This is a genomic window from Fusobacterium necrogenes (genome assembly GCF_900450765.1).
Classification (GTDB): domain Bacteria; phylum Fusobacteriota; class Fusobacteriia; order Fusobacteriales; family Fusobacteriaceae; genus Fusobacterium_A; species Fusobacterium_A necrogenes.
Genome location: NZ_UGGU01000003.1, coordinates 1,164,028 through 1,189,146 on the forward strand (window position 1 = coordinate 1,164,028; position 25,119 = coordinate 1,189,146).

Sequence of the window (25,119 nt, forward strand, 5' to 3'; positions counted from 1 at the left end):
AAAGTAATTTTCTCTTTTTAAATTCAAATATTAGTAGTTTTCTTTTCTAATTTCAAAATAGCTTTGTGAGTAATTACATACTGGACAAACTTCTGGAGCCTTAGGTCCTACTACTAAGTGTCCACAAATACGGCATTCCCACATTACTTGTACACCTTTTTCAAATACTTTTTGCATCTCTACATTCTTTAATAGAGCCAGATAACGCTCTTCATGAGTTTTTTCTATAGCAGCTACTTGACGGAATTTTTCTGCCAATTCATGGAATCCTTCCTCATCAGCATCCTTAGCAAATCTATCATACATATCTGTCCACTCATAGTTTTCTCCTTCTGCGGCAGATAATAAATTCTCAGCTGTATTTCCAATATGTCCTAAAGCATCAAACCAAAGTCTTGCATGCTCTTGTTCATTTCTAGCTGTTGATAAGAAAATTTCTGCTAATTGCTCATATCCTTCTCTTTTAGCTATTTCAGCAAAGTAAGTATATTTATTTCTAGCTTGGCTTTCTCCAGCAAAAGCTTCCATTAGATTTTTTTCAGTTTTTGTTCCAGCATATTTATTTTCAGATTTTTTTCCTTCTTTTACCTCTTCAAATACAGAAGCTGGCTGCTTACAAATAGGACATTTAAAATCCTCTGTCAATTCTCCTTCATGAACATATCCACATACTGTACAACGATATTTTTTCATATTATTACCTCCTAAATCCTTTCTTCTATCTATATAATCTGTATGTAACATAGTTTTTGCCAATTCACTTAATGGCTCTCCATAAAATTTCTCATAAAGTTCCATTAACTCTTCATTTTCATCACTTCTTCTTTTTTCTAACTCTCTATCTCTTGAATACAAACCTTCTATTCTCTTTTCACGAAGAGCATCTCCCTTTTCTAATGTTCCCTTAGGTTGACCTCCTCCACCTATACATCCACCAGGACAAGTCATTACTTCTATAAAATGATATTCATTATTTTCTTTTTTTATTCTTTCTATAAACTCTTTTGCTGATTTTGTTCCATAGATTACAGCTACTTTTAATTCTAAGTCTTTAACTTTTAAACTAGCTGTTTTAACATCTTTCATTCCACGTACAGGTTCAAAATTTAATAGTACCTCTGGGGCATCTTCACCAGTTATATATTTATAAGCTGTTCTTAGAGCTGCCTCCATAACTCCACCAGTATTTCCAAATATCACTCCAGCTCCAGAAGCTTCTCCCATAAAAGAATCATACTTGCTATCTTCTAATGAAGAAAAATCAATTCCTTCTTCCTTTGCCCATTTAGCTAACTCTCTTGTGGTTATAACATAATCCATATCTCTCATATCTGGTATATCCAAATATCTTCCAGCCGCATTCATTTCTTCTCTACGAATCTCAAACTTTTTTGCTGTACATGGAGTTACAGCAACATTTACTATTCTTTTTGGATCAAGATTTGTCATCTTAGCAAAATAAGTTTTTATCGTTGGCCCTTGCATGCCTATTGGACTTTTAGCTGAAGACAAATTACTTCTCATATCTGGTAAGTATGTTTCTAGATACTTTACCCACGCTGGGCAACAGCTTGTAAATTGTGGCAGAGGAGCAGTTTTTTTTGTAACTCTTTCTATCAATTCTGAAGCCTCTTCTAATATTGTTAAATCAGCCCCAAAATTAGTATCTAATATATAATTTCCTCCTAATTTTCTAAGCAAAGATACCATCTTTCCTTCTAAAAATTTTCCATCTTCTTCTCCAAATTCCTCTCCTAAAGCTACTCTTACAGATGGAGATGTAGAGAATATTACAATTTTATCTGAATCTAAAATAGCTTTCTTTACATCTTGATATTCATATTTCTCTGTTATACTAGACGTTGGACAAACATTAGCACATTGACCACAGTTTATACATACAGCAATATTATTTGTATCTACTAACTTATATGTATTATGTACTCCAATATATTTTTCACATATCTCTTTACATTGACCACACTTAATACATAGAGACTCATTTCTCATAATAGAAGGATTATCCAATTCTATTGGAACCCTTATGTTCTCAGATAAATGTTTCATATTTTCTCCTTTTTTTCTAAAAATATCCTTTACTTAATTTATAACAACTTTGTAATTAATACAATTATATACCTTTAATCTTATTTTTGCAAGTTTTTTATTAAAAAATTTTATATTTTTTATTAATAAAAAAAGTGAATTTATTTAACAAATTTTATATGAGATAAATTACTATTATAGTATAATATTATTCCTCTAAAATTTTACCTTTGATGCCTCTCTAACTTCACTTTCTACCTTAAATAATGGCTCCTCTTTAAAATTAAACATTCCTGCAAAAATATTTCCAGGTATCATTCTGATAGCCTGATTATAAGCAGTTACAGTGTCATTATAAAATTGACGAGCAAACCCTATTTTATTTTCTATATCTTTTAATTGATTTTGTAAATCTAAAAAATTTGTATTAGCTTTCAACTCTGGATAACTTTCTGATACCATCATAAGTCTACTCAATACACTTCCTAACTCTCCACTTGCTTTTATTTTTTCATCAACTGTTCCAGCAGTAGTATAATGAGTTCTAGCAGCTACTACTCTTTCTAAAGTTTCCTTTTCATGAGTTGCATATCCCTTTACAACCTCTACAAGATTAGGTATCAAATCAAATCTTTTTTGAAGTTGTACATCTATTTGACTCCAAGAATTTTTTACTCTCTCTTGTAATTTTACAAATTTATTTTGATATCCTATTCCTATTAAAACTAATAAAATAACTAATCCCAAAATTACTAATAATACTATCATTTTTTTCCTCCTAACTACAATTTTTAGAAAGCTCCTCCACCACTACGGCCTCCACCGCCACCAGATGAGCCTCCACTAAATCCTCCCCCACTTCCTCTTGCTGAAGAACGAGAAGACTTAGCTACACTTTCCATAGCTCTTTGAGCTACAAAACTTGTATTTCTTTCCATACTTCTAAAGGCATGACTATATAGATACATATTCATAAGAGAATTATTTCTATAACCTCTTCCACCTATAATAGTAGATTCTTCTCCTTTTTTAGACATAATCTTACTATATCCTTTTGCTACTTTTTCAGCTACTCCAAGGGCAACAGCATAGACAAAATAGTGCTCCCATAACTCAATAGAAGCTAACTTTGCCTCTTCTAAGTTACTGTAATCTACTAAAAACTTTTTAAAAGCTTCCCATCTTGAAATAGCTTTCTCTTTTTCTAAACTAGCTCTTTTTCTAGAAAAAGTATATGGCAGTAATATAAATCCTAATAAAATCATTAATATAAAAAGTTCACTTTGAAAATATACTACTAACATTCCTCCACCTATAAAATAAGCTATCCCTGTAAATATTCCTAAAGATGTAGAAAATTTATCTCTCTTATCCATCTTTAGATTTTTCTCTAGCATATCTGAGTAGACAATAGTTCTCCATCTCTCATAGTTTCTATTGAACTCCTTTGCTCCACCTCTTCCTTTTATTAAGGCTTCTACACTTTCTAAAACTATTTTCTCTCCATCTCCTAGTTCTCTAATATACCAATTCAATATAAACTTTTCCTCTTCACTTAGGGGTTTACCACTCTCTTGTAATATCAATGTAGTTGTTTTTTCTCCCTCTTCTAGTTTTAAATGTCCCTTTCTTACCAAGTCCAATAACATAGCAAAAAGCTCTCTACCACTTGGATATAGATTTCTAGATACCAAAGTTCCTGCTATTGATGGAGAATAATCATCTGGTAACTCTCTAAAATACTCTCCATACTCATTTTCTACTTTATATCTCTTGCTATTTTTTAGATAGATAAATACTACTAAGAATAGCCACCAAGCCACAGCTAGAACTAAAACTACTCTCCCTAGATAAAAACCTATAATAGCTCTTTTTCTAGCATCATTAGCCTCTTTAGCCAATTTTCCTTCCATATCCAATATCTCTTTTAAAGCACTTTTATTTTTCATAAGAAGTGGATTAAAACTTGTTAAAATATTTTTAGGAAAAAGTAGATTTACCTCTAAAAACTCCCCTGGACGATAATCATTTAATGTATATCTTACACTTTTTCCATCTAATATCTCTATATTTCCAGTGAGAGGTCCATGTCCAAAGGCATATATATCATCTTTTTTTACATTTTCAGGAAGATTTACAGTTACACTTATATTTCCTATTGAGTTTTGCCACTCTTTTCCTACCATTTTTCTATTGAGTTGAGCAATATCTCTATATACAGTAACTCCTCTTGTCAAGTTATATCTAAAGATAAACTCTTTTCTCTCATTTTGACTAGGTGCACAAAGCTTTATCTTATACAACCCATCATCTACACTTACAGTAAAATTTCCTTCACTTGGAGCTGTATTATTTCTAGCTTGCTTAAACTCCCCATCATCTTCATAAAATATTTGTAAATCAGTGAATTTTCCATATCCCAAAGCATCTATATTGTATAAAATTCCATTTATTTCCCCTATATCATAGATAACTCTTTCCTCTACTTCAAGACTTCCATCTCTTTCAATATTAGCCACTATATCCAAGCTTTCTATCTCATAAGCTGTACGACCAAATATAGTAGTAAAGAGTAGTAATGATAACACTAAAATTTTCTTAACCATATCCCACCTCACTAAATATTATATATTTTGCTGTATTTATCTCTTAAATACTCTATATAGTATTTAGGATTTAAATCCTCTCCTGTTACCTCTTTTATTATCTCTGGAGTCTCTTTTAATTTTCCATATTTATGAATTTTTTCTCCTAACCATTCTCTTATCTTATACATCTCTCCACTCTCTAAAATCTCATCTACATTTAGCTCTTTTTTCATAGTATTATATATTTGAGCTGAGTAAGCACTACCCAAAGCATAAGATGGAAAATATCCTACAAGTCCAGCTGACCAATGTACATCTTGCATAACTCCTTCACTATCTGTAGATGGTACTACTCCTAAGTACTCCTCCATCTTCTCCTTCCAAACTTTTGGTAAATCCTCTACATCTATACTTCCATCTATTATACCTTTTTCTATCTCATATCTTACCATAATGTGTAGTGAATAAGTTAACTCATCTGCATCAACTCTAATAAGTGATGGTTCAACTAAATTTATCTCTCTATAAAAATCTTCAAGGGATATATCTTTTAAGAAAGTAAACTCCTCTTTTGCTTTTTCACAAAGTCCCTTCCAAAAATGTAAATCTCTACCTATAATATTCTCATAAAATCTTGATTGAGATTCATGTATTCCCATAGAACCACCACTTCCTAAGATAGTTCCCTGCAAGTTATCTCCTATCTGTTGTTCATATATTCCATGTCCTGTCTCATGTATTGTACTAAATACCGCTGACATAGGATTATCCTCTATATATTTAGTAGTAAGCCTTACATCATTTTTGGTAATATTCATAGTAAATGGATGTTCACTCTCTGCTCCTACTCCTCTATCAAAATCAAATCCCAAATACTCTCCTATAAATCTATTAAATTTTTTCTGTTTCTCTATTTCTATTTTTTGAAGAAGTTTTTTCTCTGGATTTCCTACTTCTTTTATTTTTTTAAGAAGTGGTACTATCTCCCCTTTTAATAATGAGAAAAATTCATCTAATTTTTCACTTGTCATTCCTTTCTCATAATCTTGTAAAATTACGTCATAGAGATTTTTTTCATCTTTTCTATGATAATTAGCAAATTTTATAGTATATTCAAAAATCTTAGCTAAATTTCCTTTATATTTATTGTAATTATTTTCTGCCTTTGCCTCTTCCCAAACACCTTGAGTTCTAGCTACTAATTCTGAATATTCTTGGTACTCTTGAGGAGGTATCTTTTTCATCTTCTCAATATCCTCTTTTAACTCCTCTATCTCTTTTCTCTCCACCTCATTTAATTTTTCAATATTATTTCCTAAGTACTCTACACAATCTTCAAACTCCTGTGAAGTTGTTAGATTATACTCTTTCATACTCAAATATCCTACTATCTCAGCTATATAATCCTTTCCTTTTTTGGGAGTAGTAGTCTCTAAATCCCATTGTAATACCTCTAATGCTCCCTCTATCATTTTCTTCTCTTTTATCTTTTCTCTAAATTCCTGTAACTTTTTCTCCATATCTCTGCTCCTTCAATCTATCTTCTTTTATTCCTCAATCTAAAATCCCTTGGATTTTCTGGATTTATATCTTTCCAAATTCCTTTTTTCTCTTTTCTAGCTTCCTCATAAGCTCTTCTATACTCTTTTTCCTTTTTAGCATGATACTCATAAAACCATACATTTCCACTTCTTAGCATCTCTAAGTTTATCTCTTTATTCTTATAGTAAACCCTCGCTATCTTTCTTTTATACTTATCTTCATATAATACTTTTAATTCTACTTTTTTCCCAAGAATCAGATTTTCAAGATACTCCTTCGACTCTTTACCATGCTTTTGCTTAAGTTCTGGAGCATCTACACCATACATTCTAACTCTTATTTTTTTTCCATTATATTTTGCTACAAAGCTATCTCCATCAGATACCTTTTCTACAAAGACATCTAAAGCATAGGAAAATATTGAAAGAATTAAGCTCAATATTATTGTAAAAATTTTCTTCATTTTTCTCTCCTAATCCTTATTCAAATTAATATCCATCTTAGGATTTTTTATACTAATATCCATTTGTGGAAATGGAATCTCTACATTTACATTATCTAAAGCTTTCTTTATTCCATTCATTGTCTCTTTATATACTGTCCAATAATTCTCATTTGATGTCCAACCTTTTAAAGCTATATTTATTGAACTATCTCCATATGAATCTACATGGGAATATACTGCTGGCTCCTTTAGTACCAAAGGATTTTCTCTCAATAAATCCTCTAATGCTTTTCTAGCTACATCTATATCAGCATCATAAGCTATACCTATTATAAATTTTAATCTTCTAATTGGTGTCTTAGTATAGTTTATTACTTTATTAGAGATTATCATTCCATTAGGTATCATTACCAAATCGTTGTTATGAGTCTTTATTGTTGTCGAAAATATATCTATATCATCTATATATCCCATCTCATCACTTATATTTACCTCATCTCCTACTTTATAAGTTTTAAATAATAGAATGATTATCCCTCCTGCAAAGTTAGAAAGGTTATCCTTTAGTGCTAAACCTACACCTATTCCTAAAGTTCCAAAGAAAGCAAGTAAACTACTCTCCTTTACCCCCATTATAAGTAAACATATGGTTATTAAAATAGCATGTATACCTACATTTAGTATTGATTTGATAAAACTCTTTAAAGATTTATCTACTACTAAATCCTCTTTCTTTTTTAGATTAAATAGTGGTGTCATTTTTTTTAATACCTTTATAGCTACATAATATATAAAGATACAAAATGCCAATTTTAAAATAAAAAATATTAATTCTACAGTAAAATTAACTAAGATTTTTTTATCTGCTAATTTTGAAAATACCTCATTTATAAATTTATTCATAGCTCTCCTCTCGCTTTTTCTTTATATTATAGCACATTTAAAGAAAGAAAATAAAAAATGCCGATAAAAGATTTTACTCTCTTACCAACATTTTTTTTAATTTTATTTAGTAATCTTTTTATAAACCTCTATATACTTATCAGCTGAGATATCCCAACTATTATCTCTAGCCTTAGCATGTTTTATAATATTATCCCATTGCTTTTTATCTTTATAGATAGATATAGCATAAGAAAGCATCTTTAATAATACCTCTCCATTAGGCTCTTGAAAACCAAATCCATCTCCTTCACCAGTAACTTCATTGTATGGAGTAACAGTATCTTTTAATCCTCCTGTTTCTCTAACTAGAGGTATTGTCCCATATCTCATAGCTATCATTTGAGAAAGTCCACAAGGCTCAAATAGTGATGGCATTAGAAATATATCAGCACCTTCATATACATCTATTGATAGTGATTGGTTAAATCCTATATAAGCACAAACTTTTTTAGAATATTGACTCTCTTTCCATCTAAAGAAGTTTTCATAATGAGCTTCTCCACTTCCAAGTAAAACAAATTGAATTCCTAAATTCATCATTCTATCAAAAGTTTGAGTTAACATATCAATACCTTTTTGTCTATCAAGTCTTGATACTATTGCTACTAATGGCACATCTGGGTCCACTTCTAATCCTAACTCTTTTTGTAGTTTAGCTTTCATCTCTTTTTTAGATTTGTTACTTAACTTAAATACATTTCCATCTATTCCATTTACTATTCCAGCTAGTTTGTAATCAAATTTTCTAAATAGTCCATCTATTCCCTCTCCATACTCTGGAGTTTTTATCTCTTGAGCATAAGTTTCACTAACTGTTGTTATATAGTCAGAGTAAACTACTCCACCTTTTAAGAAAGATATCATATCATAATATTTAAGTCCATCTTCTTGGTAATATTTATTTCTATCTATCTCTAGTGTTTCCTCAATCTCTTGATTAGGGAAAAATCCTTGGAATCTTAAGTTATGGATAGTGAAGACTGTTTTTATATTAGTGAGTCCTCTTTCTAATAGATATATTGGAGTAAGAGCTGTATGCCAATCATTACAATGGATAATATCTGGAGTAAATCCTGTAATATCAAAAGTCTCTACTACTGCCTTAGCGAAAAAAGTAAATCTTTCACAATCATCTAGCTCTCCATATACTTTGGTTCTTGTAAAGTATTGCATATTATCTACAAAATAGTAAGTAATTCCTTCAAGTTCATAACTCTCTATTCCTACATAAGCATCATAGTGTGATGCCCAAATTTTTTTATGTCCTAAATGCTTCATATTATATCTATACTTTTCAGGAATTTGTCCATACTTTGGTAGTATAACTCTAGCATCTATCCCTTTTTCTTTTAGAGCCTTTGGTAGTGAGTATGCTACATCTCCTAGTCCACCTGTTTTTATAAATGGCCAAGCTTCTCCAGTAGCAAAAAGTACCTTCATATCTTTCCTCCTTATTATTTATTAGCGCCCTCCAAGTAAGCTAGTAAATTCTTATAGTGCTTATCATCCCATTTTATACTTTTTTCCAGTACTAATGGATAATTTCTCGAAGCACTTAATTTTTCATTTGATTTTATCACATTATTCTTATCTACAATTATATTTTTTAACACAGCTCCAGATTTTACAACAGAGTCTTGTAATAAAATACAATCCTCAACAACTGCTCCAACTTCTACTATCGCACCTCTCGCTAGTATGGAGTTTTTAACTATTCCGCCTAAGATACAACCATTTGCCACAAGACTATTATTAACTTCTGCACCCTCTTTAAATAATGATGGCGGTGTATCTTTAGTCTTTGTATAAATACTTCTTTCAGGATTAAAAAGGTCTTCTCGAACCTCTTTTTTCAATAAATCCATATTAAAATCAAAATATTCTTTAGTAGAGTTTATACAAGCTAAATATCCTTTAAACTCATATCCATTTATACTAACTCTTCCCATATTTCTAGTTACTAAGTCTCTAACTGTATAATAAACTCCCTCTTGGATTCCATCACAAATCATTTTAATTAAAAGCTCTTTACTCATTACGAAAGCTTCTAATGAAATATTTTCATCTTTTTTAAAGAAAAGATTTTGTCCAATTCCTAAAATTTCCTTATTTTTTCCTACTCTTACACTATCACAATTATCAAATCTTTCATTTGCATTGTGAACATTTTTATATACTAGAGTTATATCTTTTCCACTAGCTTCATGCTGTCTTACTACATCTTTTACATCTAAATTACACACCATATGAGAGCTTAATACTACTACATTTTCTTGCTTACTACGGAAAAAATACTCCATATTTTTTTTAACTCTCTTTATTTTAGTACTATAGGCTGAATCTGCCATCTGCTTAAATATAAAAATTCCATCTTTTTTTCTAGCTAAGTCCCACTCTGCTCCCCTTCCTATGTGGTCAGTAAGTGAATTTAAATCTTCATTTCCAGCAAAAATTCCTACATTTCTTATCCCTGCATTTACTAAATTTGAAAGAGAAAAATCAATTATTCTATAAGTTCCACCTACCGGTACCGAAGCAAGTGGTCTCATTTTAGTAAGTGCTCTTATATTATCTAATGTTTCATCTAAAAATATTATAGCCATATAATTATTAAGCATATTTCCTCCCCTTATGAGCTTATTTTTCAGTATTTTTTATAGCTGTACTCCTTACTATTTCACCTTTTCCTATTACTACAATTTCTTCATTATCACCTATTACTGTATTTTTTTCTACTAATACATTTTCAGCTAAAATAGATTTATTAATTATCACATTCTCTTCTATTATTGCATCAGGCATTATTACAGAATTAAAAATTTTACTATTTTTTCCTATTTTTACACCTGGAAAAATAACTGAATTTTTAACTTCTCCCTCTATTTCACATCCTTTTTCAATTAAAGAATTAATAACCTTTCCATCATCACTTATATAAAGAGGAGGATATACTCCTTGACGTGTATTTATTTTCCAATTTTTATCAAATAAATTTAACTCATTATCTACCTTTAACAAATCCATATGAGCTTCCCAGAAACTTTCAATTGTTCCAACATCTTTCCAATATCCTTCAAATGGATAAGCAAATAACTTCATATTATCTTTTAATAGATTTGGAATAATATTTTTACCAAAGTCATTACTTGAATTAGGGTCTTTTTCATCTTCTATTAGATATTTTTTTAACACACTCCATTTAAAGATATATATCCCCATAGAAGCTAAAGTACTTTTTGGTTCTTTTGGTTTTTCTTCAAATTCATAGATTGAAAAATCCTCGTTAGTATTCATTATCCCAAAACTTGGTGCATCTTTTAAAGGAACGTTAAACACTCCTATAGTAGCATCTGCATTTTTTTCTACATGGAATTTTAACATCTTGTCATAGTCCATTTTATAGATATGGTCTCCAGATAGTATTAACACATGCTCAGGATTATATTTATCGACAAATGATATATTTTGATAGATAGCATTTGCAGTCCCTTTGTACCATCCACCTTCATCATTTTTTTTAGTATGAGGTTGCAATACTGTAACCCCACCATTCATTCTATCCAAATCCCAAGGTGAACCATTTCCAATATGTTCATTTAATACATGTGGTTCATATTGAGTAAGTACTCCTACTGTATCTATTCCAGAATTTAAACAATTGCTCAATGTAAAATCAATTATTCTATATTTTCCTCCAAAAGATACAGCTGGTTTCGCTATTTTTTCTGTAAGTTTTTTTAGACGACTCCCTTGCCCTCCAGCTAGTAACATAGCTATTATATATTTTTTCTTCATACTATCCTCCCAATATTTTTCCTTATACCTTTTCTTTTTGTTATCAACTATTCTTTTTTACTCTTCTTTTCTTCTTTATTCCCCTCCTTCACTTTTCTCTCCTCAGCTTTCAAAAAAATAACAGAATTACTAGCTATATCAAGCTCAAGGTGCTGTGGTCTTCCATTCCAATTCTCAGCCATCGTTTTATACCTCTTTCTTTTACTAAAACTACTTCCTCCATATTTCTCATCATCACTGTTGAGTATAACTCTATATGTTTTACTTTCTGGAACTCCTACTTTATACGCTACTTTATTTTCACCAGAAAAATTGAATACACCAATTATCTTCTCTTTTCCATCTCTAGTTTTTCGTAAAAATGATATCATATTTCCATTATGGTTTTCATGTTCTATCCATTCAAATGTATCCCAACTATCTTCCCAAAGAGCTTCCTCTTTTAGATATAATTTATTTAATATCCTACAATAATTTTGTAGTTTTTTATTTTCTTCTCTTTCTAAAAGTTGCCATTCCAACTGTTCATAAAATCTCCATTCAAGTCCATGTGCAAAGTCATTCCCCATAAAATTAAGTTTTTTCCCTGGGTGTAGCATTTGATAAGAATATAGAACTCTTACATTAGCTAACTGTGCTCCAAAAAAACCTGGCATCTTATTTACAATAGATTTTTTTCCATGTACTACTTCATCATGTGATAATGGTAAAACATAGTTTTCTGAAAAAGCATACATAAATGAAAATGTAAGTTTTCCATGATGATCTTTCCTATATAACGGGTCCTCTTCAAAATATTTTAAAGTATCATTCATCCAACCCATATTCCATTTATTATCAAATCCAAGTCCTCCATCAACTGCATGTTTTGTTACATTTGGCCAAGCTGTTGAATCTTCAGCCATAACTATACAATTAGGAAAATCATCATGTATAGCACTGTTAAATTTTTTGAAAAAATCTACAGCTCCTAAATTTTCTTTTCCACCATAACGATTTGTAAGTCCATCTACATTAGGAAGATATAACATATTTGCTACAGCATCTATTCTTACGCCATCTATATGAAACTCTTTAAACCAAAAATTTACGTTAGATATTAAAAAGCTTTGAACTTCATATCTAGTTAAATCAAAATTACAAGTTCCCCATTCTCTATTTTCACCAATTCTCTCATCGGCATACTCATAAGTAGCTGTTCCATCAAATCTATACAATCCATGAGCATCTTTACAAAAATGTCCTGGCACCCAATCTAAGATTACCCCTATATTATGTCTATGCATATAGTTAACAAAGTACATAAAATCTTCTGGTAAACCATATCTACTAGTTACAGAATAATATCCTGTACCTTGATACCCCCAAGAAGCATCTAATGGGTACTCATTTATTGGCATTACTTCTATATGAGTATAGTTCATATCCTTTACATATTCACATAACTCTTCTGCTATCTCTCTATAATTTAAAAAAGCTCCGTTTTCTTTCTTCTTCCATGAACCTAAATGCACTTCATAGATATTCATAGGCTTATTAAGCCCTGTTATTCTTTTATTCATCCATTTAGTATCAGTCCATTTAAACTTTGGTATATCGTAAAGTACTGATGCTGTATTTGGTCTTAATTCAGAATAAAAAGCATAAGGATCAGCTTTAAAAACTACATTGCCATCTGCTTGTTCCACTCTAAATTTATATAAATCCATCTTTTTTAATCCAGGTATTTTTAATTCCCAAATTCCCTCTGGGTTTATCTTATTCATAAAATGATTATCTCCATTCCAGCCATTAAAATCTCCAACTACTGAAATGGCTCTAGCATTAGGAGCCCATACTCTGAAGATGACACCGTCATCTTCAAAATGTGCTCCCATATATCTATATGCTTCTCTATGTTCTCCTTTATGAAAAAGGTATCTGTCTAATTCTTTTTCCAATCTTACCCCCTCCTATGTTTTATTATAATTTTATTGGAGTAATATTCCAAATCTCCTCAGCATACTCTTTTATAGTTCTATCAGATGAAAATTTTCCTGCATTAGCTATATTTTTTAATTGCTTTCTAGCCCAATCTATTCTAAAAGTATACTCTTTATTTATCTTTTGCTGAGTTTTTTTATAATCATTATAATCTTCTAACACAAAATATTGATCCGCTTGTTGCCAAGGAGCATTTTCCATTAGCAATCTATGAATAGTTCCATAAACTCCATTCCCTAGATCACTAAAAGTTCCATCTACTAAAGAATCTACAACTTTCTTAAGACCTTCTACTGTATTATATGGTACATGTGGATCATATCCACTTATTCTCATCTCCTCTACCTCTTTTACTGTTAATCCAAAAATATAATTATTTTCTTTTCCAGCTTCCTCTACAATTTCAACATTTGCTCCATCCATAGTCCCTATAGTTAATGCCCCATTTAGCATAAACTTCATATTTCCTGTTCCCGAAGCCTCTTTTCCAGCAGTTGAAATTTGTTCAGAAATATCTGCTGCCGGAAATAATTTTTCTGCTACAGAAACTCTATAATTCTCTACAAATACTACCTTTAATTTTGAATTTATATCTGAATCTTTATTTATCATCTGAGCTACTTCATTTATAAGTCTGATTATCCCCTTAGCTACAAAATATCCTGGGGCAGCCTTAGCTCCAAATATATAAGTAACTGGTGTAAAATTCATATTAGGGTTCATTTTTAATTTATGATATAATCCTATTATCTGGAAAATATTTAATAATTGTCTTTTATATTCATGTAATCTTTTTATTTGTATATCAAATATAGAATCTGGATTTATCTCTACTCCTTGTGTTCTCTTTAAAAATTCTGCAAGTTCTACTTTCTTTTCATGTTTTACATCTAAAATTTTTTTTAAAACCTTTTCATCGTCTAAATAAGCCTCTAATTTCTTCAATTCACTTAAATCAGTTATCCAAGTATCTCCAATTAATTCAGTAATCAAATTAGCTAATTGTGGATTTGATTGTAGTAACCACCTTCTTTGAGTTATTCCATTTGTTTTATTTAAAAATCTTTCTGGATATAGTTCATACCAATCTTTTAATTCTTTATTTTTTAGTATCTCTGTATGTAAAGCTGCAACTCCATTCACTTTATGACTTCCATAGATAGCAAGCCAAGCCATATGAATCATATTCCCATTTATTATTCTCATCCTATCTTGTCTAACTTTATCTCCAGGGAATTTTTGCTCTAATAACTCTCTTAATTGGTTATCTATTCCTTGAGTTATTTGATAAACTCTAGGTACAACTTGCTCATATAGTCCTACCCACCATTTTTCAAGAGCTTCTGCTAATATTGTATGGTTAGTATAAGCAAAAGTTTTTTCTACTATACTCCAAGCTTTTTCCCAAGATATTCCTTCAATATCTATAAATATTCTCATCAATTCTGGAATAGCTATAACTGGGTGTGTATCATTTAATTGAATAGCTGTAAACTCTGCAAATTTATCAAAATCATTTCCATGAACTTTTTTATATCTTTTCACTATATCTTGTAATGATGCTGATACGAAGAAATATTGTTGTTTTAATCTCAGTTTTTTACCTTCATCAGTTGAATCATTTGGATATAGCACTCTTGAGATATCCTCAGATAAAGTTTTTTGCTGTGTAGCATGCAAATAATCTTGTTGATTAAATTTTTCTAAATCTAAATCCAGTATAGAATGTGCTTCCCATAATCTTAAAGTATTTATATTATTAGTTCCATAACCTATAATGGGCATATCATAAGGAACAGCTCTTACATTTCCATCTCCAAATGTAACTATTACTTCATCATCAGGTCTCATTACAGACCACACATCTCCATATTTCAACCAAGTTTCTGGCTTTTCTATTTGATATCCATCTCTAAACTCCTGATTAAATATTCCATTTCTATACCTTATACCATATCCTTTTCCTGGTAGATTAAGTGTTGCTAACGAATCTAGAAAACATGCTGCAAGTCTTCCTAAACCACCATTTCCTAATGCTGAATCTTCTTCTGCATCCTCTACCTTATTATAATCTATTCCTAATTCATCAAACAATTCTTTTACTTCACTTAACATTCCTAAATTGATTAAATTGTTTCCTAATGCTCTTCCCATTAAAAACTCTGCAGATAGATAAAAAGCTTGCTTTTGCTTTTCATAAAGCTTTCCCGTATTATACCAGTTATCTGCAATATTTTCCATTACAGCTTGTCCTAAAGCTCTATATATTTCAAACTCTTTAGCCTCTTTAAGTTCTTTCCCAAAACTTACTTTTAAATTTTTTTCAATCTGTTTTCTTAATACCTCTTTTTCTACTTTCATTTTTCTTACCTCATTATATTTTTTATCTATTGAATATTATAGTTACTTCCTTTAATTTCTTTTTGACTTCAAATGTTAAATCTTTTTCTTTCATTCTCCACTTCCAGTTAACACCTACTGTAGATGGGATGTTCATTCTTGCAAAACTTCCAAGCCCCAATAAGTCTTGCATCTGTATTATTACTATTTGAGATGCTGAACTCCAAAGAGTCTCTATACATCTCCATTCTATCGGACTCCAATAATTTCTTTCTAATTTTAGTAACCAATCCTTTAAATATTCATCACATCTACTTTTAGCAATAAAATCTAAACTCTCATACCAACCTACAACTGTATCATTATCATGTGTTCCTATATAAGATACAGAGTTTTCTTCATAATTATGTGGTAAATACTCATTTTTTTCATTTCCATCAAAAGCAAATTCCAATATTTTCATACCAGGATAATCTGTTCTTTTTAAAAGTTTCTTAACTTGTGGGGTCAAAAGTCCTAAATCCTCAGCTATTATAGGCAATTTCCCAAGTTTTTTTTCAATCGTTCTAAAAAAATCCATTCCAGGTCCTTTCTCCCAATGTCCTTTAATAGCAGTTTTATCCCCATATCTTATACTCCAATATGATTCAAAACCTCTAAAATGATCTATTCTCAATATATCATAAATTTTTAGTGAAAACTCAATTCTATCTATCCACCATTTATATTTTTGCTTTTTTAATTTTTTCCAATTATAAAGTATATTCCCCCATAATTGCCCAGTTTTACTAAAATAATCTGGTGGACATCCAGCTACATTTTTAGGAACTTTTGATTTTGTAAATTGAAATATCTCTGGATGACTCCAAGTATCAGAACTATCAGTAGCTACAAATATAGGAATATCTCCTAAAATTTTTATTCCTTTATCATTAGCATATTTTTTTAAATCTTTCCATTGCCTGTAGAATATATATTGTACAAATTTGTGATATTCAACCCTTTTTTTATCTACAATGTCTTTTTCAAATTTATGCTTTATCTTATTTTTATAAATTTTCCCCCACTTTTGCCATTCTAAATCAGCAAATTTTTTTTTTAAAACCATATACAATGAATAATCTTCTAACCAAAAATTATTTTCTTCCTTAAATTTTTCATATTCAGTTTTTAATACAATATTATTCTCTAAATCATTAGAAAAAACTTCAAATATTTCTTCTAAAATTTTTTCTTTTTCTTCTTTTATCTGTTCATAATTGAGGGTATCTAGTTGATTCATATTTTTTAATTGTAATAATTTTGTCTGTTCTATATAACCTATCTTTACGAATTGCTCCATATCAATAAAGATATAATTACCAGCAAAAGCTGAATAAGATTGATAAGGTGAATCTCCATAGCCTGTTGGTCCCAAAGGAAGTATTTGCCATAACTTTTGTCCTGTTTCGTTTAGAAAATCTATAAACTCATATGCTTTTCTACCAAAATCTCCTATTCCATACTCACTAGGCAATGAAAATATAGGCATTAATATTCCACTACTTCTTTTAAACATCTTTTCCTCCATCTCCTATGAAGTTTCTTTTTTCATGAAGAGTATCTATCTTGATATTTTCATTAAAAATCTCCTCATATATTTTTGCTAATTTTGCCATATATATATCACTATGAATATGCTCAGAAATTATATTTATAAATACTTGGTTATCCGTGTATATACCGCTAGTTTTATCTCCCACTTTAGTAACAACGAAACTTTTATTTAAATCAACTACCAACATTATTCTACTTGGTTTTTTAAAATTTTCTACTTTATTACTTTTATGATATATTTCCATTCGAAGGCCCATATTATCCAATTTATTAAAACAAAAAGCAATTACTCTAACGCCTCTATCTATAGCTTTTTTCAAATTTTCTCTCAACTCTATCAAATTGAAATCAGTATTTATATATATCTCTTTCTTAGCACTATCTATTACATTAATAAGCGTGGCTTTAATACTATCTTCTCCTTCAATTTTATAAAAATATTCTTCTTTTAAATAATTTGTCATCTTTTTTAAATCTCTTTTTAAACTTAAAGAATTATTAATAAATCGTTTCTCTATTTCTTCAAAAAGTAACTCTGGATTTTTGGCTTCATATTCCTTACTTCCGTTTGGTATCAATAAAATGTATCCTACTTTATACATACTATCTAAAGTTTGATAAATTGTCGATTTTGATAAATCTAACTCCTTTGCTAATTTATATCCATTTGCTTTCCCAAGCTTTAAAAGAGTCATATATATCATAGCCTCTGTTTTTGAAAAACCTACTTCTATTAGTCTATTCACTATATTTCTCAATTTTATTGCCCCCACCTTAGTAGTTTTATTTCGAACTACTATTCCTCTAGTTCAATTATACTATTTTCTTCGTTTATTTTCAAGTAAAAATATATAAATTACATACATTTTTTATTAATATTATTCAAAAAATAAAAATACACTTTAATTTTTTATAAAACTAAAGTGTATTAATAATCTTAACCTAATTTTTTTAGTAATAATTCTGCTACTTTATAGAGAATAAAAATTCCTATTCCACAATAAGAAACTAATAATAAAATCATTCCTGCTCTATTATCATATTCATACTTATCTTCTAACTCTCTATTTTCCTTCACATTAAATTTCTTATTTATTTTCTCTAACTCATCTAATTCTAATCTCTCTTTCAATGTTAACATAATATTTCCTCCATTAATTATATTTATTTTATAATTAATGGATTTTTTAATTCCGTAAAACCCTTTTTCTATCCCAAAATATTATTCCTGTTAAACCTCTTTCCTTCCTGTATCGAAAAAATTTTTTCTTTTTTAAGTACAAACTTGCACCCGCTACAATAGCTATAATAAGTGCAAAAATAAAATTCTTTGAATAATCTAGTACACATTTATTACTATCATCTATTGTAAATTGAATTGGTAGTATTTCTTGAGAGTTAGAATTAATATCTGCTAAAATAATTATATTTTGACTATTCTTATACTCAAATAAAGGTGGTTTACTATAGAAATTAAAAAAATTATTTAAAACTAGTGATAATATAAAAACCAGTAACAATAAAAACTTTTTTGTTCTCATTTCCCACCTCCTATACTTTATTATTATAAATTGTACACTTTTTTTGAGTTTTAGAAAAATAACTATTTTATATCATTATCATTTAAAAATTTTATCATTTTTACATTTTCATTATCTTTTGCTATCTTAATTGCATTTTCACCATAAGAAGTATAATAAGGATTAACTCCCATTTCTAATAGTTTTTTTACAACATCTATATATCCATTTGCCACAGCTCTTAAATAAACTTCTCCCATTATCAATTCATTATTTAAATTTTTCTTTTTAAAATCATAACCTTTTATTGATAACATTTCTAATAGTATATCTTGATCATAAACATAATATATAGGATAATTTCCTTTATTATCAATTTCTAAAAAATTTACTTTTTCCTGAATCATCTTTCTTATTAAATTTGAATTTCCACTTACTCCACTCCAAAATAAACTATTCCAGCCATTTTTATCCTGCATTTGAAAATTTATTTTTTGAGTAGTAAGATACTCAGAATATAAAAGTGGTTTATTCTTTACAAAATTTATAAAGAGAGGATCTTTTTGATTATCAACTACATTTAAATCAACATTGTTCTCACACAATAACTTCAACGCTTCTAAACTTCTTACATAAAAAATTGGAGCTGTCATTGAATTATCAACCTTATCTAAATCAATATTTCTATTTAAAAGTAAAGTTATCGAATTCAAACTATTATTCTCTAAAGCAGTTATAAGCAAACTCTTACCATTTGAATCTTGATAATCAAGTGGAAACCCTCCCATCAAATACCTATTTAGCCTATATTTATCATCTAATAAAATACTATTATATACCTCTTCAACGCTAGGAATACTATCTTTTTTTTGAAAAAAACTACATCCTCCTAATAGTATAATAAAAATTAAATAACATATGCTTGTTAAAATTCTATTCCTCATTTTTCTTTTCATATTTTCTTCTCTCTCCCTCTTTCAGATATTTCTTTCTTAATCTGATATTCTCAGGAGTTACTTCAACAAGCTCATCATCTGCTATATAATCGAGTGCTTGCTCTAGAGTAAATCTTCTAGGTGGAGCTAATTTTACAGCATCATCACTTCCTGCAGCTCTCATATTTGTAAGTTTTTTAGTCTTACACACATTTACTACTAGGTCATTTTCTCTACTGTGTTCTCCAACTATCATTCCTTCATACACAGGTATTCCTGGATCTAAAAACAATGTTCCTCTATCTTGGATATTATTTAGTGCATAAGCTACAGTTACTCCTGGCTCTGTTGCAATTAAAACCCCTCTACTTCTTGTTGGAATTTCACCTTTATGAGGTTCATAATCATAGAATGAGTGGTTTAATATTCCCGTTCCTTTAGTATCTGTTAAGAATTCATTTCTAAATCCTATAAGTCCTCTTGCTGGAACCTTAAACTCTAAGCGAGTATATCCATCAGTACCTGGTATCATAGATACCATTTCTCCCTTTCTAATACCCATTTTTTCAATAACTACACCTGTATAACTATCGTCAACATCTATTAAAGCCATTTCAATTGGTTCAAATTTCTTTCCATCTTCCTCTTTCATAAGAACTCTTGGTTTTGAAACTTGAATTTCAAATCCTTCTCTTCTCATATTTTCAAGTAATATAGAAAGTTGAAGTTCTCCTCTTCCTTTTACAACAAAGGCATCTGGAGTATCTGTTGCTTCTACCTTCATACTTACGTTTGTTTGTAACTCTTTTTGAAGTCTTTCCCAGATATGTCTAGATGTTACAAATTTTCCCTCTTTTCCTGCAAATGGAGAATCATTTACCATAAACGTCATAGCTAGTGTTGGTTCATCAATATCTATCAGTGGAAGAGCTATTGGTTCATTTACATCTGCTAATGTTTCTCCAATATCTATATCTTCTATTCCTGCTATACATACTATATCTCCAGCATATGCCTCTTGAATCTCTACTCTTTTTAATCCTTCATATCCATAAAGTACAGAGATCTTTCCTTTTATCATTTTTCCATCTCTCTTTATAAGCATAACTTCTTGGTTTCTTTTAACTATACCGTTATGAATTCTCCCAACAGCTAATTTACCAACATAGTTATCATATGCAATACTTGTTATTAAGAATTGCATAGGTTTGTTGGCGTCTCCTTCTGGATCCTCAACATGCTCAAGAATAGCTTCAAATAGTGGAGTCATATCATTGCTTTCCTCTTCTAGACTTCTCTTAGCAAATCCACCTTTTCCTGAAGCATATACAACTGGGAATTCAAGTTGTAGATCATTTGCATTTAACTCAATAAATAACTCATAAACCATATATAATACATCTTCTGGCCTTGCATTTGATTTATCTACTTTATTTACAACTACTATTGGTCTATGACCTTGTTCTAAAGCTTTCTTCAAAACGTATTTAGTTTGGGGCATTGGTCCTTCAAAAGCATCTACTAAAAGTACAACAGAGTCAACCATTTTCATAATTCTTTGTACTTCACCTCCAAAGTCAGCATGTCCTGGAGTATCTACAATATTAATTTTATAATCTTTGTATCTAACAGATGCATTTTTAGAGAATATAGTTATTCCTCTCTCTCTTTCAATGTCATTAGAGTCCATTACTCTTTCTTCGACTTTTTCTAATTCATGAGAAGCAAAAGCTCCTCCTTGTCTTAAAAGACAATCCACTAATGTTGTTTTACCGTGGTCAACATGGGCAATAATTGCTATGTTTTTTATTTTCATTACTCTTCCTTTCTTCAGGGCTAAAAATATTTATACCCTTTTAATAAATTATTATTTACGTTTGCTAAACCTAAAAATTTATTTTTATAATAAGCTCTATATCTACCATCTGAACTTTTATATCTGATGGTATTTCCATTTAAAAATAGAGTTAGATTTCTTTCTTCTTCAATTTCTAATTTAGGATAATCAAAAAAATTTTCTACACTTTGAAGGAAACTAACATTTCCTTTACTATATAATCTTTCTATCTCTTCAAGAGTAAAAGCTTCACTTATACTAGAATTCCCAACTTTTTCTCTAATTAATGAACTCATTATAGCTAAACTTCCTAACTCTTTCCCTATATCATCTATTAGAGATCGAATATATGTTCCTTTAGAAACATTACATCTAATTCTTCCCCTTATTCCATCAAACTCTAAAACTTCAATGAAATCAATATATATATCCCTAGCCTTTCTTTCTATTTCTATACCTTTTCTTGCTAAATTATAGAGCTTTTGTCCATCTATTTTAAGTGCTGAATACATAGGAGGTATTTGTTTTATATTCCCTGTAAACTTTTTTAAAACTCCATCCAATTCATCTCTAGTAGCATTTTTCTTCTCTGACTCCTCTATGATTTTTCCCTCTATATCATAAGTATCAGTTCTATATCCTAACTGAAATCCTGCGGTATATATCTTAGAATATCCCTCTATATCTTGAACAAGTTTAGTAGCTCTTCCTAAACAAATTACTAAGACTCCTTCAGCTAACGGATCTAGAGTTCCTGTATGCCCTATCCTTTTTTCTTTTAATATTTTTCTCAATGCTCTTATCACATCAAAAGATGTAATTCCACTAGGCTTATTTATATTGATTATTCCTTCCAAAATCTCAACTCCTATATTCAGAACTATTTTGTATTGTACCATATAAAACTAATTTTGGAAATAGTTTTTTATAGAAAACTAAGAGCTATTTTATTGAAAAAAATTAATTTTTGAAACTACTCTTTATTTCTCAACTATACCATATCTATTACTTGGATTCCACAACATATATTGCTTTATTCCTAAATCATTAAGAGCTTTTATCTGTGCTTCTATTTCTTCTTTTCCATAAAGGATATGTCCTTTTACCCATTTAGCTGTAAAAGCTTGTAACCAAGGTCTAATCTGTGATGGATATTCTATATTATAATTTCTATTTATTCCATCTAAAATTGTATAATAAATAGTTTTATATGGCTCAGCATCAGGAACAGATATCCCATATACCCCTCTTCCATAATGACTAGGATATGCCATAGGTGAAATTATATCTACTTCATTACTTATCACTTCCCAATGTTGTCCAAGTCCCATATCATCATTTGAACTTGGTACTTGTCCATAAATATCTGCTGATACATAAACCTCAAGTGGTTCTAATTCTTTTTTAGCATATCTTAAATATTTTTGTATAGTTTCTGGTTTTGATTCCCCTGTAGTATCTCTATAATCTAATTCTTTATCAAGCTTTCCACCATTTGAAGCTGGAAATCTCACATAATCAAATTGTATTTCATTAAATCCAGCTTGAGCAGCTTCCTTTGCTACAGCTATGTTATATTCCCACAAATATCTATCATGAGGAGACACCCATATTACTCCATCACTATTTGTAAAAGGTTTCCCAGTAGCTTTTTTTATAATAGCTTTATCTGGATGTTTTGCTGCATAAGTAGGATCTTTAAACGATACTATTCTAGCTATTGTATATATGTTATTATCTTTTAATTTTTTCATAAAAGATTGTATATCATTTATAGGATATTTTTTATCATTTTTTCCTATATACTTTAACTCTGCCTCTGTTTTAAATAGCATTTTTCCAAAATCTTCTTTTACATCTATTACAAAAGCATTTATTCCTGTTCTTTTAGCAAGTGCTATTAATTCATCCATTCTTTTCATTGATGCAGCTGTATTTACAGTTAAATATATTCCCTTGACATCAACTCTAGGATTATTGGCATATTCTTTTTTAGGAATCGGAGTAAAATCTATATTCTTCAAATTTTCTGGGATAACTTTATGGATATCTTCAGTTAAACTTCCCGTTCTAAGCCATCCTTCTCTTATTTCATTATTTTTTCCATATCTTACTTTTTTCCAAAAGCTTTTTTCAATAGTAGTTTTTACCTCATAACTTCCGTCATCTTTTTTTACTTTTACCTCCTTTGGAATCTCTACTACCTTATCTTCTAGAATCTCTACCCTAATAGCTTTTTTCAAACTATCTTTTTGATCTTTACCATCTGGCTCTAAATATATAGGGGTTTTATAATTTATTGTATAAGCATATATTTTTTCAACTTTTTTTTCCGGTATTTTTACTTCTTTTAATGGTAAAATCTGCTCCTTTTGTTCATTCTCTTTTAAAATATTCTTCTCCTCTTTTTTTTCTATAACTACTACTTTTTTCCCAATTTCCTTTGTCACTCCAGCAGTAGTTGTAATTGTAACTATATATAGCGATATTACTCCTATAATACCTACTATAATCTTATTCTCTTTCATAATCCCTCCATTATCTATAATATACTTAGATATTTTATAATATTTTTTCTAAAATATCTAGCTTGAATTTTTTCTTAATATAAAAAGGTGTTAAAAGTTTAAGCTTTTAACACCTTTTTATATTTATATTCTATTTGCTTTTTTTATTTTGTTTTTTTCTTTCTTTTACTTGATCTCGCTTCAACAATTGGATTCATTTTTTCCAATAAATTTTTTGCTGGCTTAAACTTAGCAACTTTTCTAACACCTACTTTCATAGGTTTTTTAGTTTGTGGATTGATATAAGTTCTCTCTGCTCTCTCTATAGTTTCAAATTTTCCAAATCCTATAAAAGTTACATTTTCTTCTTTTATAAAGACTTCTTCAAGTGTTTCTAAAAATATTTTTGTTAGTTTTTGAGCCTCTACTTTTGTTTTTAAATTTGCTTTAGAGGCGAATAACTCTACAAATTCCTTTTTTGTCATTTGAAATCACTCCCAATCCTTTATTTATTACCTTACTATTAAAATAGCATTTTTTTCTAAGAAAAACAATAGTTTTCTCAATATTTTTATTTTTTCTTTTTAATAAAAAGCTGTACCCAATAATTTTTTCCATTCTTGTCTTTAGCGAGTCCTATTCCTGTCTCATCATAATCTGGATTTAATATATTTTTTCTATGTCCCTTTGAATTTAGCCATCTTTTTGCTACGAACTCTGGAGTATCGTGCCATCTAGCTATATTTTCAGCAGCAGCACTATATCTTATTCCCTCTTTTTTTATCAAATTAAATGTCATTCCAAATTTTTTACTATTATGAGAAAGCTTCTCGTCTTTAGCCATATCTTTAGCTTTTACTATTGCTATTTTATTTAACTCTTCATTTATTTTAAGTGGCTTTAATCCTTTTTCTCTTCTTGCAATATTAACTTTTTTTAAAATTATCTCCTGATAACTCACTGCATTTATAGATAAAATAGTCACAAAAAATAATATCCCTGCTATTAAAATTTTTTTCATTATATACACCTCTCAATTT

21 protein-coding genes and 1 pseudogene are annotated in these 25,119 nt (G+C 29.5%); all 22 read right to left on the bottom strand.

What is annotated here, in order from left to right; all coding sequences use genetic code 11:
- Nucleotides 1-30: 30 nt before the first annotated feature.
- The gene (gene rbr, locus DYA59_RS09540) at nt 31-621 is read right to left on the bottom strand and encodes a rubrerythrin (RefSeq protein WP_342767467.1); all 591 of its coding nucleotides are present in this window, start codon (nt 619-621) and stop codon (nt 31-33) included.
- A pseudogene (locus DYA59_RS09545) lies at nt 604-2,067 on the bottom strand ([FeFe] hydrogenase, group A); the annotation flags it as partial. The pseudogene DYA59_RS09545 and the gene rbr, both read right to left, overlap by 18 nt.
- A 195-nt stretch (nt 2,068-2,262) precedes the next feature.
- Nucleotides 2,263-2,814 (bottom strand): LemA family protein, encoded by a 552-nt coding sequence (locus DYA59_RS05660; RefSeq protein ID WP_115270221.1) that lies wholly within the window; start codon nt 2,812-2,814, stop codon nt 2,263-2,265.
- 23 nt (nt 2,815-2,837) lie between these two features.
- The gene (locus DYA59_RS05665; protein ID WP_115270223.1) at nt 2,838-4,652 is read right to left on the bottom strand and encodes a DUF2207 domain-containing protein; all 1,815 of its coding nucleotides are present in this window, start codon (nt 4,650-4,652) and stop codon (nt 2,838-2,840) included.
- An 11-nt stretch (nt 4,653-4,663) separates the two neighbouring features.
- A complete protein-coding gene (locus tag DYA59_RS05670) occupies nt 4,664-6,154 on the bottom strand; it encodes a carboxypeptidase M32 (protein WP_115270225.1) in 1,491 nt (496 codons plus the stop codon).
- Nucleotides 6,155-6,171: 17 nt separating this feature from the next.
- Complete coding sequence (locus DYA59_RS05675; RefSeq protein ID WP_115270227.1) at nt 6,172-6,639, bottom strand: thermonuclease family protein; 468 nt, start codon at nt 6,637-6,639, stop codon at nt 6,172-6,174.
- 9 nt (nt 6,640-6,648) lie between these two features.
- Complete coding sequence (locus DYA59_RS05680) at nt 6,649-7,524, bottom strand: mechanosensitive ion channel family protein (protein WP_115270229.1); 876 nt, start codon at nt 7,522-7,524, stop codon at nt 6,649-6,651.
- Nucleotides 7,525-7,626: 102 nt separating this feature from the next.
- Nucleotides 7,627-9,006 (bottom strand): glycogen synthase, encoded by a 1,380-nt coding sequence (locus tag DYA59_RS05685; protein WP_115270231.1) that lies wholly within the window; start codon nt 9,004-9,006, stop codon nt 7,627-7,629.
- Between the two features lie 14 nt (nt 9,007-9,020).
- Nucleotides 9,021-10,184: a glucose-1-phosphate adenylyltransferase subunit GlgD gene (gene glgD, locus DYA59_RS05690; RefSeq protein WP_115270233.1), complete on the bottom strand. Its 1,164-nt coding sequence runs from the start codon at nt 10,182-10,184 to the stop codon at nt 9,021-9,023.
- A gap of 19 nt (nt 10,185-10,203) precedes the next feature.
- Nucleotides 10,204-11,361: a glucose-1-phosphate adenylyltransferase gene (locus tag DYA59_RS05695; RefSeq protein ID WP_115270235.1), complete on the bottom strand. Its 1,158-nt coding sequence runs from the start codon at nt 11,359-11,361 to the stop codon at nt 10,204-10,206.
- A 47-nt stretch (nt 11,362-11,408) separates the two neighbouring features.
- A complete protein-coding gene (gene glgB / locus DYA59_RS05700; RefSeq protein ID WP_115270237.1) occupies nt 11,409-13,301 on the bottom strand; it encodes a 1,4-alpha-glucan branching protein GlgB in 1,893 nt (630 codons plus the stop codon).
- A 22-nt stretch (nt 13,302-13,323) separates the two neighbouring features.
- Nucleotides 13,324-15,705: a glycogen/starch/alpha-glucan phosphorylase gene (locus DYA59_RS05705; RefSeq protein ID WP_115270239.1), complete on the bottom strand. Its 2,382-nt coding sequence runs from the start codon at nt 15,703-15,705 to the stop codon at nt 13,324-13,326.
- Between the two features lie 22 nt (nt 15,706-15,727).
- Nucleotides 15,728-17,242 (bottom strand): 4-alpha-glucanotransferase, encoded by a 1,515-nt coding sequence (malQ, locus tag DYA59_RS05710; protein ID WP_115270241.1) that lies wholly within the window; start codon nt 17,240-17,242, stop codon nt 15,728-15,730.
- A complete protein-coding gene (locus DYA59_RS05715) occupies nt 17,235-18,038 on the bottom strand; it encodes a TrmB family transcriptional regulator (RefSeq protein WP_115270243.1) in 804 nt (267 codons plus the stop codon). The genes malQ and DYA59_RS05715 overlap by 8 nt, the downstream gene beginning before the upstream one ends.
- 179 nt (nt 18,039-18,217) lie before the next feature.
- Nucleotides 18,218-18,421 (bottom strand): hypothetical protein, encoded by a 204-nt coding sequence (locus DYA59_RS05720; RefSeq protein WP_115270245.1) that lies wholly within the window; start codon nt 18,419-18,421, stop codon nt 18,218-18,220.
- 46 nt (nt 18,422-18,467) lie between these two features.
- Nucleotides 18,468-18,821: a hypothetical protein gene (locus tag DYA59_RS05725; protein ID WP_115270247.1), complete on the bottom strand. Its 354-nt coding sequence runs from the start codon at nt 18,819-18,821 to the stop codon at nt 18,468-18,470.
- A gap of 62 nt (nt 18,822-18,883) precedes the next feature.
- Complete coding sequence (locus tag DYA59_RS05730; RefSeq protein WP_115270249.1) at nt 18,884-19,756, bottom strand: ankyrin repeat domain-containing protein; 873 nt, start codon at nt 19,754-19,756, stop codon at nt 18,884-18,886.
- A complete protein-coding gene (typA, locus tag DYA59_RS05735; protein WP_115270251.1) occupies nt 19,734-21,551 on the bottom strand; it encodes a translational GTPase TypA in 1,818 nt (605 codons plus the stop codon). The genes DYA59_RS05730 and typA overlap by 23 nt, the downstream gene beginning before the upstream one ends.
- A gap of 20 nt (nt 21,552-21,571) precedes the next feature.
- Nucleotides 21,572-22,429, bottom strand: a complete 858-nt coding sequence (gene truB, locus DYA59_RS05740; RefSeq protein WP_115270253.1) for a tRNA pseudouridine(55) synthase TruB — start codon at nt 22,427-22,429, stop codon at nt 21,572-21,574.
- A 123-nt stretch (nt 22,430-22,552) separates the two neighbouring features.
- The gene (locus DYA59_RS05745; RefSeq protein ID WP_115270255.1) at nt 22,553-24,100 is read right to left on the bottom strand and encodes a putative glycoside hydrolase; all 1,548 of its coding nucleotides are present in this window, start codon (nt 24,098-24,100) and stop codon (nt 22,553-22,555) included.
- Nucleotides 24,101-24,243: 143 nt separating this feature from the next.
- Nucleotides 24,244-24,564: an HU family DNA-binding protein gene (locus tag DYA59_RS05750; protein WP_115270257.1), complete on the bottom strand. Its 321-nt coding sequence runs from the start codon at nt 24,562-24,564 to the stop codon at nt 24,244-24,246.
- Nucleotides 24,565-24,650: 86 nt separating this feature from the next.
- Nucleotides 24,651-25,100 (bottom strand): CAP domain-containing protein, encoded by a 450-nt coding sequence (locus tag DYA59_RS05755; RefSeq protein ID WP_115270259.1) that lies wholly within the window; start codon nt 25,098-25,100, stop codon nt 24,651-24,653.
- Nucleotides 25,101-25,119: the final 19 nt, after the last annotated feature.

What these genes read in the sequence shown, in the direction of transcription:
- DYA59_RS05660 (WP_115270221.1), bottom strand. Translation starts at nt 2,814, where the DNA reads ATGATAGTATTATTAGTAATTTTGGGATTAGTTATTTTATTAGTTTTA.
- DYA59_RS05685 (WP_115270231.1), bottom strand. Translation starts at nt 9,006, where the DNA reads ATGAAGGTACTTTTTGCTACTGGAGAAGCTTGGCCATTTATAAAAACA.
- DYA59_RS05665 (WP_115270223.1), bottom strand. Translation starts at nt 4,652, where the DNA reads ATGGTTAAGAAAATTTTAGTGTTATCATTACTACTCTTTACTACTATA.
- DYA59_RS05745 (WP_115270255.1), bottom strand. Translation starts at nt 24,100, where the DNA reads ATGAAAGAGAATAAGATTATAGTAGGTATTATAGGAGTAATATCGCTA.
- DYA59_RS05720 (WP_115270245.1), bottom strand. Translation starts at nt 18,421, where the DNA reads ATGTTAACATTGAAAGAGAGATTAGAATTAGATGAGTTAGAGAAAATA.
- DYA59_RS05670 (WP_115270225.1), bottom strand. Translation starts at nt 6,154, where the DNA reads ATGGAGAAAAAGTTACAGGAATTTAGAGAAAAGATAAAAGAGAAGAAA.
- DYA59_RS05755 (WP_115270259.1), bottom strand. Translation starts at nt 25,100, where the DNA reads ATGAAAAAAATTTTAATAGCAGGGATATTATTTTTTGTGACTATTTTA.
- DYA59_RS05725 (WP_115270247.1), bottom strand. Translation starts at nt 18,821, where the DNA reads ATGAGAACAAAAAAGTTTTTATTGTTACTGGTTTTTATATTATCACTA.
- glgD (WP_115270233.1), bottom strand. Translation starts at nt 10,184, where the DNA reads ATGCTTAATAATTATATGGCTATAATATTTTTAGATGAAACATTAGAT.
- DYA59_RS05750 (WP_115270257.1), bottom strand. Translation starts at nt 24,564, where the DNA reads ATGACAAAAAAGGAATTTGTAGAGTTATTCGCCTCTAAAGCAAATTTA.
- typA (WP_115270251.1), bottom strand. Translation starts at nt 21,551, where the DNA reads ATGAAAATAAAAAACATAGCAATTATTGCCCATGTTGACCACGGTAAA.
- DYA59_RS05695 (WP_115270235.1), bottom strand. Translation starts at nt 11,361, where the DNA reads ATGAAGAAAAAATATATAATAGCTATGTTACTAGCTGGAGGGCAAGGG.
- DYA59_RS05680 (WP_115270229.1), bottom strand. Translation starts at nt 7,524, where the DNA reads ATGAATAAATTTATAAATGAGGTATTTTCAAAATTAGCAGATAAAAAA.
- DYA59_RS05730 (WP_115270249.1), bottom strand. Translation starts at nt 19,756, where the DNA reads ATGAAAAGAAAAATGAGGAATAGAATTTTAACAAGCATATGTTATTTA.
- DYA59_RS05705 (WP_115270239.1), bottom strand. Translation starts at nt 15,705, where the DNA reads ATGAAAGTAGAAAAAGAGGTATTAAGAAAACAGATTGAAAAAAATTTA.
- malQ (WP_115270241.1), bottom strand. Translation starts at nt 17,242, where the DNA reads ATGTTTAAAAGAAGTAGTGGAATATTAATGCCTATATTTTCATTGCCT.
- DYA59_RS05675 (WP_115270227.1), bottom strand. Translation starts at nt 6,639, where the DNA reads ATGAAGAAAATTTTTACAATAATATTGAGCTTAATTCTTTCAATATTT.